The sequence below is a fragment of the Candidatus Phytoplasma luffae genome (assembly GCF_018024475.1).
In the GTDB taxonomy this organism is placed as follows: domain Bacteria; phylum Bacillota_I; class Bacilli_A; order Acholeplasmatales; family Acholeplasmataceae; genus Phytoplasma; species Phytoplasma luffae.
On the sequence record NZ_CP054393.1, the window covers coordinates 173642 to 191150 of the forward strand.

Below are 17509 nucleotides of genomic sequence, written 5' to 3' on the forward strand. Positions count from 1 at the left end.
AAAGATTTTTCAAAAATAAGTATTCTTTTAATTAATTTAAAAAATTATTATTTATGGAATAATTTAAAAAAAATTAGGAGTTTATAAATGAGTTTGAAATTGAATCTTGACGGAATAAAAACTTTTTTAGATTGGGAAAAAGAATTAAATATTTATCATTCTCAAATTAAAAAGATTCATCATCAATTACATTATGACGAAAATCTTAAAAATAAATATTTAGGATGGTTAGATTTACCTCTTAATTATGACCGCGAAGAACTTAAAAGATTAAAAGAATTAAAAAAACAAAACGCTTATTTAGATGTTTTAGTAGTTGTTGGTATTGGAGGTTCTTATTTAGGAATTAAAGCTGGTATCGAACTTCTTAAAGCTCCTTTTTCCAAAAATAAACCAGAAATAATTTTTGCAGGTTATCAAGTGTCAGGTAATTATTTAATTAATCTTTTAAAGTATTTAAAAGATAAAAATTGGGCTATTAATGTTATTTCAAAATCTGGTACTACCTTAGAACCAGCTCTAGCTTTTAGAATTCTTAAAGATACCATTGAAAAAAAATATGGCAAAAAAGAAGTTCAAAAACGCATTTTCGTTACTACTGATAAAAAAAAAGGCACTTTATTTAATTTAGCTAAAAAAGAAGGTTATCAAATGTTCGTTATCCCTGATTCTGTTGGAGGAAGATTTAGTGTTTTGACTAGTGTAGGTCTTTTGCCTTTTGCTTTTGCTAATTTAGATGTCGATGTTATGCTTAAAGGAGCTTTACAAGCTTTTAAAGACAATTATTCAGATGATTTATTACAAAATCAATCTTATCAGTACGCTTTAGCTAGATACTTGATGTATTCTAAAATAAATAAAAAAATAGAATTATTAGTCACTTATGAACCTTGTATGTTGGCTTTTTCTGAGTGGTGGAAACAATTATTTGCTGAATCCGAAGGAAAAGAAGAAAAAGGATTGTTTGTAGGCGCTGTTAATAACTCTACTGAACTTCACTCTTTAGGTCAATTCATTCAAGAAGGTACTAAAATGCTTTTTGAAACTATTTTGAATGTGACTTCCATAAAAGATGATTGTATTGTTCCTGAAATAAATAATGAATTAGATAATCTTAATTATATAGCTCATAAAAGTTATTCTCAAATTAATCAAAAAATTCTTCAAGCTACAAAACTTGCTCATATTGAAGGTGGAGTTCCTAATTTAGAAATTATTATTTCTAATTTGGATGAATTTCATTTCGGTTATTTAGTTTATTTTTTTGAAAAAGCTTGCGCTATGTCAGGTTATTTATTAGAAATTAATCCTTTTAATCAACCAGGAGTAGAAATATACAAACACAAAATGTTTTCTTTGTTGAAAGAAAAAAATTAAAAGTAATTATTGCATTATTTATTTTATTAAAAATATCTATTTATCATTTAGTCTTTTTTTATTTTAATTAAAGTTCAAAAATAAAAAAAAGTTAATTAATATTCAATATGTTAATTTTTTTAAAAATATCTTTTTATATTCGTTTTTTTACAAAAAAAATTCATTTAAAATTAAATCATCAAAAGCACATGATTCAAAATAAGTTTAATTTTGATATACTAAAAGTAATAATGGATAATATTTTTGAAATATAAAAAAATTTATAATTTTTTAATATTTATTATTAAGTGAAAACAAGAAAAAATTTATGTTTTTTTAATAAATTATTTTTTTTTATTTCTACTATTTTTCCAATTAATTATTTTTTCTTTTAAATTTAAAAAGAGAATTTTATATTAAAAATTTTGATAATATTTTATTTGGTTATGGTTTTTTAGATCTTTTTAATTACGGACTTTTAACTTCTTTCTAATAATTTTAAAAAAAATGATTGATTATTTTATTTATAATTTTAATTTAAAATTATTAATATTATTTTGGAAATTATACCCAGCGAAAAAGATTTAATTACTGATTATTTTAAAAAAAATATTTCGCCAATAAAAATTATTTAATTGAATATCATTTTTATCTTCCTGATAATATTTATCAACTTTGGTTATTCGAACTTAATTGTATAAAATTAGAAAATTTTTTAAAATAATTTTCGAATTTTAAAAAAATATTAGAGAAGAAAAGGTTGAGTTGGTTTAATCCCTACTTAAGTAAATAAAATTTGCAGACTTAAATTAACAAAATACTTTATATAAAGAATATCGATTAATTTGTGACTGATATGGATATAATGATTTTTTTATGATGAAATATGCTGATCTCGGAATATGAATGGATAATACTATTTGTCAATAAATTAAGATAATTTAAATTTTTAGTCCTCATATTTGTAATAATAAATTTTATGTTTTTTTAAAAAAATTCTGTCATTATAATTTATTTTTTATTATTATTGTTCTTTTCTTTTTTTTATTGATATAAAAAAAGAAAAAGTTAATTAATAATAATTTAAAAAAAGTAAAAAGGTTTAATTAAATGTTAACTTCGGATAAAAAAATTATTTTAAAAGCGCATCAGGAAAAATATGCTATAGCGCAAGTAAGTATAAACAATTTAGAATGGACTAAAGCGGCCTTGCAAACAGCACAGGAGTTAAATTCTCCTGTTATTTTAGGAGTCAGCGAAGAGGCTGGTAAATATTTCGGCGGATTTAAAACTGTTGTTGCATTAGTTAAAGAACTTGATTCTTATTATCGAATTTCTGTGCCTGTCATTCTTCATTTAGATCATGGTTCTTATGAAGGCGCTTTAGAAGCGATTAAAGCTGGTTTTAATTCTGTTATGTTTGATGGTAGTCATTTGGATTTCGAAATTAATTTAAAAAAAACAAAAGAAATAACAAAAATATCTCACGAAAGAGGTTTATTAGTTGAAGCAGAAGTAGGTGGTATCGGCGGCGAAGAAGATGGTGTTATTTGTCGAGGCGAAATAGCTGACCCACAAGAATGTAAAAAAATAGCAGATTTAGGGGTTGATATGCTTGCCGCTGGTATAGGTAATATGCATGGCCAATACCCTTTAAATTGGAAGGGACTTGATTTTGATATTTTTTATCAAATTAGAAAATTAACTAATGAAAAAACTCCTTTAGTTTTGCATGGTGGTAGTGGTATCTCCGATGATATGATAAAAAAATCTATTACTTTAGGAGTAGTTAAAATTAATATTAATACAGAATTTCAATTAGCTTTTGCAAAAGCAACTAGACATTATATCGAAGAAGGAAAAGATTTGGAAGGCAAAGGGTTTGATCCTCGTAAATTATTAAATCCTGGTTTTTTAGCAATCAAAGAAGAAATGAAAAGTAAATTAGCTCTTTTTGGTTCCGTTAACAAAGCATAATAAAAAAATTTCATTGATAAAAAAAATGATATTAATCAGGAAACATAAAAGTATTACAAATTAAAAGGTATAATCGACATGAATAATTCTTTAATTAATTTAAATATTGAAAATAAAAAAGTTTTGTTAAGAGCTGATTTAAATGTCCCTTTAGAAAATAAGATTATTACAGATGATAATAGAATTAAAGCTATTTTACCCACCGTTAATTATTTAATTAAAAAAAAAGCTAAAATCATTATTTTTTCACATTTAGGAAGAATTACTGAGGAAAGCCAAAAAGCTTCTTTTAGTTTAAAACCAATCGCTGAAAAGTTATCTTTTTATTTGAAACAAAAAGTTATTTTCGTTCCAGAAACTAAAGGTTTATTTTTAGAAAATAGCATTAATAGATTATCTTCTGGTGATGTTTTAATGTTAGAAAATACTCGTTTTGAAGATTTAAACAATAAATCTGAAAGTAAAAATAACCCTCAATTAGGTAAATATTGGGCTTCTTTAGGTGATGTTTTTGTTAACGATGCTTTCGGAACTTGTCATCGTAATCACGCTTCTAATGTAGGGATTGCAACTAATATTAAAAAAAAATGTTTTGGTTTTTTAGTTGAAAAGGAAATCAATTTTATTAAAAAAATAATTTCTAACCCTCAAAGACCACTAATTGCTGTTTTAGGTGGGGCTAAAGTTTCTGATAAAATAGAGTTGATTCAAAATATGCTAAAAAAAGTAAATTTTCTTTTAATCGGGGGCGGAATGAGTTTTACTTTTTTAAAAGCACAAGGTTTTAATGTTGGCAATAGTTTGTTAGAAAATGATAAAATCGCCTTAGTTAAAGAATTATTATCTTCACCCGAGATTAAAAAAATAGTTTTACCTAAAGATTTTGTTTGTGGAAAAGAATTTTCGCCAGATACTCCAGCATTTGTTTGTCCATATTTTAATATTCCTGATAATTTTGCAGGTCTTGACATCGGCCCAGAAACAATTAAACTTTTTCAAAATTATTTATCAAAAGCAAAAACAATTGTTTGGAATGGACCTTTGGGAATTTTTGAATTTGAAAAATTTAGCCAAGGTACTAAAAAAATAGCCGAAATTATTAGTTCGCTTAAAAAAACGATTTCTATTATTGGTGGCGGAGATAGTGGAGCTGCTGTTTTTAAATTTGGTTTAGAAAATTATTTCGATCATATTTCAACTGGCGGAGCTGCTTTTTTAGAGTTTTTGGAAGGTAAATCGATGCCAGGACTCGATTGTATTAAAAATAATTTAAAATAAATAAAAAAAAGGTTTTAATAATTATGAAAGTTAGAGTAGCGATTAATGGTTTTGGACGTATTGGTAAATTGGCTTTTCGTCTTATTTTTGACAATCCTAAATTTCAAATAGTAGCGATTAACGATTTAGCATCTCCTGAAACTATTTCTTATTTATTAAAATACGATAGTGCACAAAAACCTTATAAAGTTAATGCTGTTAGTTTTGAAGGAGAAAATTTAATTGTTGAAGGGTATAAAATTCCTATTTTTCAAAAAAGAAATCCTCAAGATTTACCTTGGAGAAAATTAAAAGTCGATATTGTTTTAGAATGTACAGGTTTTTTCACCGATAAGAAAAAAGCTTTCGCGCATTTAGAGACTGGCGCTCGTAAGGTTTTAATCAGTGCTCCTGCGACTGGTAATCTTAAAACAATCGTTTATAATGTAAATGATTATATTTTAAATAAAGATGATGTTATTGTGAGTGGAGCATCATGTACTACTAATTGTTTAGCTCCAATCGTTAAAGTTTTAAACGATAATTTCGGTATCAAACAAGCTTTTATGAATACTGTTCATAGTTATACAAACGATCAAGATTTAATAGATCAAAACCATCCTAAAGGTATTTGGGCTCGTCGTGGTAGAGCTGCAGCATCTAATATGGTTCCGAGCTCCACTGCAGCTGCTAAAGCGATTGGCTTAGTTATTCCAGAATTAAAAGGTAAAATAAATGGTTCCGCTATTAGAGTACCTACTATTGCTGGTTCTTTAGTCGATTTGGTTGTTGAATTGAATCAAGAAGTGACAGAACAAATAATTAATGAAACTTTTGAAAAGAATGCAAATGAAACATTAGCTTATATAACAGATCCAATTGTATCATCTGATATCATAGGGACTACTTATGGTTCTTTGTATGATAAAAATACTTTACAAATTTTAAAATCTAATCCAAGATTTATTAAATTGATTTCTTGGTATGATAATGAAATGAGTTATGTTAACCAATTAGTAAGATTACTTAATAAATTAGCAAGTTTAAATTAAATCAATTTATAGTAAAAATTTTATCAAATATTCTATTTTTATTTTTAAATTTTAAAAAATAAAAAGTTACAAAAAAGAATTAAAAATTTATAATTAATATTTAGTTTTTTATTTTGAATAAAATGTTTTTTTATTTAAAATAAACTAAAAAAGCAAAAAACCAATAAATAATATTAGGATACTCTCTTATCATAGTCATCTTGTTTAAAATATCTCAAAGAATTATTATAAATAGAAATATCACCTTCTTCAATATTTTTTTAAATATATTTTGAATTCATAAACTCTTATTAGGTTATTATTTAATTTAGCATATATCACTTTATAAGTATTTTAATTATATTTTTATATATAAAGTTATAAATAATATAATTTTAAAAGATTTATAATATAAAAATAATAAAAAAAGAAAAAATGTTTTAACCTTGACTAGTTTATTCATTTTTTTTATTAAAAGAAAAAGACTTGATAAATCAAGTCTTTTATAAAATTTATGAATTAATTATTTTGCTTCTTTTTTTATATTGTTTATTCAATATGAATTTCAGCAATTCCCAAATTTTTTTCATTTTTTTTTTTTTTTAAAACTTCAATTTTTACTTTATTATTGTTTTCTAATCGTTCTAATTGATTAACATTTAATTTTCCTAAAGTTACATTATTAATTTTTTTTATTTCTGCTAAAGTTTTTCGCTAAATCTTTTTTATCTGCTTCTGGTGATTCAATTTCTTTTGTTGTAATAAGTTGTTCTAATGTTTTTAATACTTTTATATCCGATTTAAAAGTACTTTCAATAATTCCCCAATTCTTTTTCTTTTGTAACTTGAATTTTTGATATATAAAATATTAAAAAACTAGCCAATATTTTTTTGAAATATAAAATATGAGGAAAATAAAAAAAGATTAGTATGTTTTGATTTTGTTATTTTAAATAGAAATTTTTTATTATGTTTATATCTTTGTTGTTATAATTATAGATATAAATAGTTAATTATGTATATTATTTAATATTATATTTATTTTAGTGTTTGTTATTTTTTTATGAATTTAAAAATAAAAAAAAGGCGTTCTAATTGTGATAGATATAAACGATTTAAGTAAAAACTATTATAATAAAAAATTTTTTACTTCCGCTTTAAAGAATATTAATCTTAATTTGCCTAATAAAGGTTTAATATTTATTTTAGGAAAATCAGGTTCTGGAAAAAGCACTTTATTAAATATGATAGGATGTTTAGATAGTATTGAAGAAGGTGATATTTCTATTTATAATAATTCTTTGAGATATTTTAAACAAGATGACTACGATAATTATCGTAATGCTTCTATAGGTTTTGTTTTTCAAGATTATAATTTAATATTAGATTTAAAAGTTGGCGAAAATATCGCTTTAGCTTTACAATTACAAGGAAAAACGATAAATTATAATTTAATTAGCGAAACATTAAATAAATTAGAAATTCAAGGTTTTGAAGATAGAAGAATTAATCAATTATCAGGCGGACAACAACAAAGAGTAACTATTGCTCGTGCTCTTATTAAAAATTCAGATATTATTTTATGTGACGAACCTACAGGTAATTTAGATTCAAAAACATCTAAAATTGTTTTTGAATTATTTAAAGAATTATCTAAAAATAAATTAATTATAATTGTTAGTCATGACGTAGAAAATTCTTTTGCATATGGTGATCGAGTGATTGAAATGAAAGATGGTTATATTATATCTGATTTATCGAGAGATCCTTTTAAAAAAGAAACAAAACAAGAAGATTTATTGAAATTATACAAAGACCGAGTTGTTACAAAAGAACTACTAGAAAAAATGGACCAAAACAACAACAATAATAATAAATATAGAAAATTTTTTTCTCCTACTCTGAAAAATAATTTAATTAATTTAGAAACTAAACCTTTACCTAATGTAAAAAGCCATTTACCTTTAAAAGTAGCTTTTAAAATGGGAACTAGTTTATTTAAAGAAAAAAAATTATTTTTATTTATTACTGTTTTTTTATCTACTATTTTATATAATATTTTCGTTACTTTTTTTACTATTTTTGCATATTCGTTTTTGATAAACAATTCGTTTGTTAATTTATCTGAAATATACAAAAAAAAATTAGGTATTTCTAATATTAAAAGTTTTTCAGAATCTTTTTCTGGAATTATTATTACTTTTTCTATTATAATATTTTTTATTTTATTAATATCTTTTTTTATGGTTGGTGGGTTTGTTAAAAGCACTATGAAAGCTAAAAAAAAAGATATAGGAATTTTAAGATCTTTAGGTGCCAGAAAAAAAGATATTTTTAAAATTTTTATTAATGAAGGTTTGATTATTTCTTTTATAATTTCATTATGTTTAGGTATAATATTATTATTACCTATCTACATGATAAATTGGCCTAATTTTTTTAGGGAAGTTTTAAACAAAATATTATTAGAATTGGAAAAAACAGTACAAAACATTCCGTCACTACTTAAAATAACTAACGATATTCAAACTCAAGTTAAATATTTCATTAATTATTTTACTTTATTATCATTTGTTGTTGTATCAAATATAATATTAACTTCGATTTGCATTTACCCTTCTATTCATTCATTCGCTAAAAAGAAACCGATAGATGTTATATTAGATAGATAAAAAATTCAATATTTATTTTATTTTTAAATTATTTTATTCAATTTTTTTAAAAAAAATAATTATATATTCTATAAAAAAATTAAACAAAAAAATACTTTAATTATTTGTTATATTCAAAAATAATTAAAAGTATTTTTTTTTTGATATAAATATAAAATTATGTTTTATAATAATATGTTAGACATAATTTTATATTTTTTTAATATTAAAATAAAAAATTATATAATTTGATTCTATTTAGGAGGTGATAACGATTTATAATAAGAATTATTCAATGTTGAAAATAATTTATATTTTTTTTAGATAATAGTATAATTAAAAAGATATTTTTTTTAAAAAAATGATTTTTTAATATTTTTTATACTTTGATAAAAAAATTATTAATTTTATATTAAAATTATTTGATTTTTTTTAATATTAAAATGATTTGTTTATTAGAAAATTGTAGTAATGAAGAAAAAATTAATTTTAAAAAAATATAATTTTACTGTTTTTTATTTTTATATTTTATTTTTATATTTTATTTTTTTGTGTTATTGTTTTATCAATTTTATATTTATTTATGGTAAAAATATTAATACAATTCCTCAATTAAAAAATAATCATTTCATAAATAGTTCTTTTGAAGAAACAAATTCTAATAAAAAAGAGGAAAATATAAAAAAAATTACTTCTCAAAATAAATTTTTTATTGGAAAAATTTTTTCAGTAATGAAAAAAGGTATTCCGAATTATAAAAAAATTATTTCGTTTTATGACAAAGTAGTTAAAAATTATAAAAAAATTGGTCTTTTTTATGAACGAGTTAACGAAAATTATAAAAAAATTAAATCTTTTTATGAAAAAGCCAACGAAAATTATAAAAAAATTAAATCTTTTTATGAAAAATCTAAATTAAAGGATATTATAAAAAAATTTTTTTTCAATTCTTCTAAAGTAAAAAATAATAAAAAAGATAATTATTTTTTTCGGTCTTCAGACGATATAAGTAATTTTGAATTTGAGCCAAATTCTTTAATAAATAAAGAAAAAAAAGCTTCTGATAAAAAAAGAAACTAAAAGACTTTATATTAAATAGATAAAAAATTTTAATATTTATTTTTTTACAAAAAAATAATTAATTATTTGTGACTTTGATATAATTATTTTTTTTTGGATATAAATATAAAATTATGTTTTATAATAACAAATTATACATAATTTTATATTTTTTTAATATTAAAATAAAAAAATTATGCAATTCTATTCTATTTAGGATGTGATTATAAGTTATAATAAGGATTATTTAATTTGAAAATAACTTATATATTTTTTTAGATTATAATTAATATTTTTTAAAAAAATTTAATTTTTATTATTATAAAACAACAAAAATTAAAGATTTATTTCTAAAAATATTATTTTTTTATATATTTTTTTTAATAAAAATATTATTAATTTTTTATTAAAATAATTTTATTTGTTTTTTAATATTAAAATATTTGTTTATTAGAAAATTTTATGAATGAATAAAAAATATAATTTTACCGCTTTTTATTTTTTTATTTTTTTGTATTTTATTTTTTTATGTTATTATTTTATTAATTTTATATTTATTTATGGCAAAAATATTAATACAATTCCTCAATTAAAAGTTAATTCTTTTATAAATATTTTTCTAGAAGAAACAAATTCTAATAAAAAAGAGAAAAATATAAAACAAATTACTTCTCAAAATAAATTTTTTTTTAACCCTTATAAAGTTAAAAATAATAAAAAAAATAATCATTTTGTTTGGTCTTCGGACAATGAAAGTAATTTTGAATTTGATCCAAATTATTTTATACAACCAGAAAAAAAAGTTTTTGAAAAAAAAGAAACTAAATTGGGTATTGTTTCAGAAAATAAAAGATTAGCTTACAATGCTCCTCTTTTAAACAAATATAATAAACCAGAATTAAAAACTGTTTTAAAAGAAAAATATTTAGGTAAATTAGATAATAATTTGGCAGAAACTATTAAAGAAATTATTATTAGATTTAATTCTAATTTAAATAATAAAAATATTCAAATTTATTCAATAGAAGATCAAAAAGCTTTAGTTTATTTACCAGATGATTATTCGGGTGTAGTGGAAGTCAATTTCGAATTAAAACCAGAATTAAAAACTGTTTTAAAAGAAAAATATTTAGGTAAATTAGATAATAATTCAGAAACTTCTATTAGAAAAGCTATTTTTAAATTAAATCCTGATTTAAATAATAAAAATATTAAAATTTATTCAATAGAAGATCAAAAAGCTTTAGTTTATTTACCAGATGATTATTCGGGTGTAGTGGAAGTCAATTTCGAATTAAAACCAGAATTAAAAACTGTTTTAAAAGAAAAATATTTAGGTAAATTAGATAATAATTTGGCAGAAACTATTAAAGAAATTATTATTAGATTTAATTCTAATTTAAATAATAAAAATATTCAAATTTATTCAATAGAAGATCAAAAAGCTTTAGTTTATTTACCAGATGATTATTCGGGTGTAGTGGAAGTCAATTTCGAATTAAAACCAGAATTAAAAACTGTTTTAAAAGAAAAATATTTAGGTAAATTAGATAATAATTCAGAAACTTCTATTAGAAAAGCTATTTTTAAATTAAATCCTGATTTAAATAATAAAAATATTCAAATTTATTCAATAGAAGATCAAAAAGCTTTAGTTTATTTACCAGATGATTATTCGGGTGTAGTGGAAGTCAATTTCGAATTAAAACCAGAATTAAAAACTGTTTTAAAAGAAAAATATTTAGGTAAATTAGATAATAATTTGGCAGAAACTATTAAAGAAATTATTATTAGATTTAATTCTAATTTAAATAATAAAAATATTCAAATTTATTCAATAGAAGATCAAAAAGCTTTAGTTTATTTACCAGATGATTATTCGGGTGTAGTGGAAGTCAATTTCGAATTAAAACCAGAATTAAAAACTGTTTTAAAAGAAAAATATTTAGGTAAATTAGATAATAATTCAGAAACTTCTATTAGAAAAGCTATTTTTAAATTAAATCCTGATTTAAATAATAAAAATATTCAAATTTATTCAATAGAAGATCAAAAAGCTTTAGTTTATTTACCAGATGATTATTCGGGTGTAGTGGAAGTCAATTTCGAATTAAAACCAGAATTAAAAACTGTTTTAAAAGAAAAATATTTAGGTAAATTAGATAATAATTTGGCAGAAACTATTAAAGAAATTATTATTAGATTTAATTCTAATTTAAATAATAAAAATATTCAAATTTATTCAATAGAAGATCAAAAAGCTTTAGTTTATTTACCAGATGATTATTCGGGTGTAGTGGAAGTCAATTTCGAATTAAAACCAGAATTAAAAACTGTTTTAAAAGAAAAATATTTAGGTAAATTAGATAATAATTCAGAAACTTCTATTAGAAAAGCTATTTTTAAATTAAATCCTGATTTAAATAATAAAAATATTCAAATTTATTCAATAGAAGATCAAAAAGCTTTAGTTTATTTACCAGATGATTATTCGGGTGTAGTGGAAGTCAATTTCGAATTAAAACCAGAATTAAAAACTGTTTTAAAAGAAAAATATTTAGGTAAATTAGATAATAATTTGGCAGAAACTATTAAAGAAATTATTATTAGATTTAATTCTAATTTAAATAATAAAAATATTCAAATTTATTCAATAGAAGATCAAAAAGCTTTAGTTTATTTACCAGATGATTATTCGGGTGTAGTGGAAGTCAATTTCGAATTAAAACCAGAATTAAAAACTGTTTTAAAAGAAAAATATTTAGGTAAATTAGATAATAATTCAGAAACTTCTATTAGAAAAGCTATTTTTAAATTAAATCCTGATTTAAATAATAAAAATATTAAAATTTATTCAATAGAAGATCAAAAAGCTTTAGTTTCTTTTTTAGATGAATATATTAACTCTGTTGAAGTTTCTTTCAAATTAAAACCAGAATTAAAAACTGTTTTAAAAGAAAAATATTTAGGTAAATTAGATAATAATTCAGAAACTTCTATTAGAAAAGCTATTTTTAAATTAAATCCTGATTTAAATAATAAAAATATTAAAATTTATTCAATAGAAGATCAAAAAGCTTTAGTTTCTTTTTTAGATGAATATATTAACTCTGTTGAAGTTTCTTTCAAATTAAAACCAGAATTAAAAACTGTTTTAAAAGAAAAATATTTAGGTAAATTAGATAATAATTCAGAAACTTCTATTAGAAAAGCTATTTTTAAATTAAATCCTGATTTAAATAATAAAAATATTAAAATTTATTCAATAGAAGATCAAAAAGCTTTAGTTTCTTTTTTAGATGAATATATTAACTCTGTTGAAGTTTCTTTCAAATTAAAACCAGAATTAAAAACTGTTTTAAAAGAAAAATATTTAGGTAAATTAGATAATAATTCAGAAACTTCTATTAGAAAAGCTATTTTTAAATTAAATCCTGATTTAAATAATAAAAATATTAAAATTTATTCAATAGAAGATCAAAAAGCTTTAGTTTCTTTTTTAGATGAATATATTAACTCTGTTGAAGTTTCTTTCAAATTAAAACCAGAATTAAAAACTGTTTTAAAAGAAAAATATTTAGGTAAATTAGATAATAATTCAGAAACTTCTATTAGAAAAGCTATTTTTAAATTAAATCCTGATTTAAATAATAAAAATATTAAAATTTATTCAATAGAAGATCAAAAAGCTTTAGTTTCTTTTTTAGATGAATATATTAACTCTGTTGAAGTTTCTTTCAAATTAAAACCAGAATTAAAAACTGTTTTAAAAGAAAAATATTTAGGTAAATTAGATAATAATTTGGCAGAAACTATTAAAGAAATTATTATTAGATTTAATTCTGATTTAAATAATAAAAATATTAAAATTTATTCAATAGAAGATCAAAAAGCTTTAGTTTCTTTTTTAGATGAATATATTAACTCTGTTGAAGTTTCTTTCAAATTAAAACCAGAATTAAAAACTGTTTTAAAAGAAAAATATTTAGGTAAATTAGATAATAATTCAGAAACTTCTATTAGAAAAGCTATTTTTAAATTAAATCCTGATTTAAATAATAAAAATATTAAAATTTATTCAATAGAAGATCAAAAAGCTTTAGTTTCTTTTTTAGATGAATATATTAACTCTGTTGAAGTTTCTTTCAAATTAAAACCAGAATTAAAAACTGTTTTAAAAGAAAAATATTTAGGTAAATTAGATAATAATTCAGAAACTTCTATTAGAAAAGCTATTTTTAAATTAAATCCTGATTTAAATAATAAAAATATTAAAATTTATTCAATAGAAGATCAAAAAGCTTTAGTTTCTTTTTTAGATGAATATATTAACTCTGTTGAAGTTTCTTTCAAATTAAAACCAGAATTAAAAACTGTTTTAAAAGAAAAATATTTAGGTAAATTAGATAATAATTCAGAAACTTCTATTAGAAAAGCTATTTTTAAATTAAATCCTGATTTAAATAATAAAAATATTAAAATTTATTCAATAGAAGATCAAAAAGCTTTAGTTTCTTTTTTAGATGAATATATTAACTCTGTTGAAGTTTCTTTCAAATTAAAACCAGAATTAAAAACTGTTTTAAAAGAAAAATATTTAGGTAAATTAGATAATAATTTGGTAGAAACTATTAAAGAAATTATTATTAGATTTAATTCTGATTTAAATAATAAAAATATTAAAATTTATTCAATAGAAGATCAAAAAGCTTTAGTTTCTTTTTTAGATGAATATATTAACTCTGTTGAAGTTTCTTTCAAATTAAAACCAGAATTAAAAACTGTTTTAAAAGAAAAATATTTAGGTAAATTAGATAATAATTCAGAAACTTCTATTAGAAAAGCTATTTTTAAATTAAATCCTGATTTAAATAATAAAAATATTAAAATTTATTCAATAGAAGATCAAAAAGCTTTAGTTTCTTTTTTAGATGAATATATTAACTCTGTTGAAGTTTCTTTCAAATTAAAACCAGAATTAAAAACTGTTTTAAAAGAAAAATATTTAGGTAAATTAGATAATAATTCAGAAACTTCTATTAGAAAAGCTATTTTTAAATTAAATCCTGATTTAAATAATAAAAATATTAAAATTTATTCAATAGAAGATCAAAAAGCTTTAGTTTCTTTTTTAGATGAATATATTAACTCTGTTGAAGTTTCTTTCAAATTAAAACCAGAATTAAAAACTGTTTTAAAAGAAAAATATTTAGGTAAATTAGATAATAATTCAGAAACTTCTATTAGAAAAGCTATTTTTAAATTAAATCCTGATTTAAATAATAAAAATATTAAAATTTATTCAATAGAAGATCAAAAAGCTTTAGTTTCTTTTTTAGATGAATATATTAACTCTGTTGAAGTTTCTTTCAAATTAAAACCAGAATTAAAAACTGTTTTAAAAGAAAAATATTTAGGTAAATTAGATAATAATTCAGAAACTTCTATTAGAAAAGCTATTTTTAAATTAAATCCTGATTTAAATAATAAAAATATTAAAATTTATTCAATAGAAGATCAAAAAGCTTTAGTTTCTTTTTTAGATGAATATATTAACTCTGTTGAAGTTTCTTTCAAATTAAAACCAGAATTAAAAACTGTTTTAAAAGAAAAATATTTAGGTAAATTAGATAATAATTCAGAAACTTCTATTAGAAAAGCTATTTTTAAATTAAATCCTGATTTAAATAATAAAAATATTAAAATTTATTCAATAGAAGATCAAAAAGCTTTAGTTTCTTTTTTAGATGAATATATTAACTCTGTTGAAGTTTCTTTCAAATTAAAACCAGAATTAAAAACTGTTTTAAAAGAAAAATATTTAGGTAAATTAGATAATAATTCAGAAACTTCTATTAGAAAAGCTATTTTTAAATTAAATCCTGATTTAAATAATAAAAATATTAAAATTTATTCAATAGAAGATCAAAAAGCTTTAGTTTCTTTTTTAGATGAATATATTAACTCTGTTGAAGTTTCTTTCAAATTAAAACCAGAATTAAAAACTGTTTTAAAAGAAAAATATTTAGGTAAATTAGATAATAATTCAGAAACTTCTATTAGAAAAGCTATTTTTAAATTAAATCCTGATTTAAATAATAAAAATATTCAAATTTATTCAATAGAAGATCAAAAAGCTTTAGTTTATTTACCAGATGATTATTCGGGTGTAGTGGAAGTCAATTTCGAATTAAAACCAGAATTAAAAACTGTTTTAAAAGAAAAATATTTAGGTAAATTAGATAATAATTTGGCAGAAACTATTAAAGAAATTATTATTAGATTTAATTCTAATTTAAATAATAAAAATATTCAAATTTATTCAATAGAAGATCAAAAAGCTTTAGTTTATTTACCAGATGATTATTCGGGTGTAGTGGAAGTCAATTTCGAATTAAAACCAGAATTAAAAACTGTTTTAAAAGAAAAATATTTAGGTAAATTAGATAATAATTCAGAAACTTCTATTAGAAAAGCTATTTTTAAATTAAATCCTGATTTAAATAATAAAAATATTAAAATTTATTCAATAGAAGATCAAAAAGCTTTAGTTTCTTTTTTAGATGAATATATTAACTCTGTTGAAGTTTCTTTCAAATTAAAACCAGAATTAAAAACTGTTTTAAAAGAAAAATATTTAGGTAAATTAGATAATAATTCAGAAACTTCTATTAGAAAAGCTATTTTTAAATTAAATCCTGATTTAAATAATAAAAATATTAAAATTTATTCAATAGAAGATCAAAAAGCTTTAGTTTCTTTTTTAGATGAATATATTAACTCTGTTGAAGTTTCTTTCAAATTAAAACCAGAATTAAAAACTGTTTTAAAAGAAAAATATTTAGGTAAATTAGATAATAATTCAGAAACTTCTATTAGAAAAGCTATTTTTAAATTAAATCCTGATTTAAATAATAAAAATATTAAAATTTATTCAATAGAAGATCAAAAAGCTTTAGTTTCTTTTTTAGATGAATATATTAACTCTGTTGAAGTTTCTTTCAAATTAAAACCAGAATTAAAAACTGTTTTAAAAGAAAAATATTTAGGTAAATTAGATAATAATTCAGAAACTTCTATTAGAAAAGCTATTTTTAAATTAAATCCTGATTTAAATAATAAAAATATTAAAATTTATTCAATAGAAGATCAAAAAGCTTTAGTTTCTTTTTTAGATGAATATATTAACTCTGTTGAAGTTTCTTTCAAATTAAAACCAGAATTAAAAACTGTTTTAAAAGAAAAATATTTAGGTAAATTAGATAATAATTCAGAAACTTCTATTAGAAAAGCTATTTTTAAATTAAATCCTGATTTAAATAATAAAAATATTAAAATTTATTCAATAGAAGATCAAAAAGCTTTAGTTTCTTTTTTAGATGAATATATTAACTCTGTTGAAGTTTCTTTCAAATTAAAACCAGAATTAAAAACTGTTTTAAAAGAAAAATATTTAGGTAAATTAGATAATAATTCAGAAACTTCTATTAGAAAAGCTATTTTTAAATTAAATCCTGATTTAAATAATAAAAATATTCAAATTTATTCAATAGAAGATCAAAAAGCTTTAGTTTATTTACCAGATGATTATTCGGGTGTAGTGGAAGTCAATTTCGAATTAAAACCAGAATTAAAAACTGTTTTAAAAGAAAAATATTTAGGTAAATTAGATAATAATTTGGCAGAAACTATTAAAGAAATTATTATTAGATTTAATTCTAATTTAAATAATAAAAATATTCAAATTTATTCAATAGAAGATCAAAAAGCTTTAGTTTATTTACCAGATGATTATTCGGGTGTAGTGGAAGTCAATTTCGAATTAAAACCAGAATTAAAAACTGTTTTAAAAGAAAAATATTTAGGTAAATTAGATAATAATTCAGAAACTTCTATTAGAAAAGCTATTTTTAAATTAAATCCTGATTTAAATAATAAAAATATTAAAATTTATTCAATAGAAGATCAAAAAGCTTTAGTTTCTTTTTTAGATGAATTCAAAGGCAAAACATTAGTAAGTTTTGAATTGTATAAAGAAAAAAAATTAAATAATCAAAATTCATTTATATATTATTGGTTAATTTTTTTGTTAATTGCGACTTTTGTTTTATTTTCAATTACTTTAGTAAGTTTTATAAAAAAATAAAGCATAATATTATATGTTGCAAAATTAAAAAA

7 protein-coding genes are annotated in these 17509 nt (G+C 20.2%); all 7 read left to right on the top strand.

Translation table 11 applies throughout. From position 1 onward, the window contains the following. Window positions 1-87 precede the first annotated feature (87 nt). The 7 genes from LFWB_RS00830 (at window position 88) to LFWB_RS00860 (ending at window position 17477) form a co-directional block, all read left to right on the top strand. Window positions 88-1377 (top strand): glucose-6-phosphate isomerase, encoded by a 1290-nt coding sequence (locus LFWB_RS00830; RefSeq protein WP_210954794.1) that lies wholly within the window; start codon window positions 88-90, stop codon window positions 1375-1377. 1089 nt (window positions 1378-2466) lie between these two features. Continuing rightward, on the top strand, window positions 2467-3333 hold the full coding sequence (gene fba / locus LFWB_RS00835; protein WP_210954795.1) for a class II fructose-1,6-bisphosphate aldolase: 867 nt from the start codon (window positions 2467-2469) through the stop codon (window positions 3331-3333). A 78-nt stretch (window positions 3334-3411) separates the two neighbouring features. Beyond that, window positions 3412-4611, top strand: coding sequence for a phosphoglycerate kinase (locus LFWB_RS00840; protein WP_210954796.1), 1200 nt, complete (start codon window positions 3412-3414; stop codon window positions 4609-4611). A 23-nt stretch (window positions 4612-4634) separates the two neighbouring features. Further along, window positions 4635-5642 (top strand): type I glyceraldehyde-3-phosphate dehydrogenase, encoded by a 1008-nt coding sequence (gene gap, locus LFWB_RS00845; RefSeq protein WP_210954797.1) that lies wholly within the window; start codon window positions 4635-4637, stop codon window positions 5640-5642. 1076 nt (window positions 5643-6718) lie between these two features. Continuing rightward, window positions 6719-8293, top strand: coding sequence for an ABC transporter ATP-binding protein/permease (locus tag LFWB_RS00850; RefSeq protein WP_210954798.1), 1575 nt, complete (start codon window positions 6719-6721; stop codon window positions 8291-8293). Between the two features lie 450 nt (window positions 8294-8743). After that, a complete protein-coding gene (locus LFWB_RS00855) occupies window positions 8744-9352 on the top strand; it encodes a hypothetical protein (protein WP_210954799.1) in 609 nt (202 codons plus the stop codon). A 445-nt stretch (window positions 9353-9797) separates the two neighbouring features. Then, complete coding sequence (locus LFWB_RS00860; RefSeq protein ID WP_210954800.1) at window positions 9798-17477, top strand: hypothetical protein; 7680 nt, start codon at window positions 9798-9800, stop codon at window positions 17475-17477. Window positions 17478-17509 lie beyond the last annotated feature (32 nt).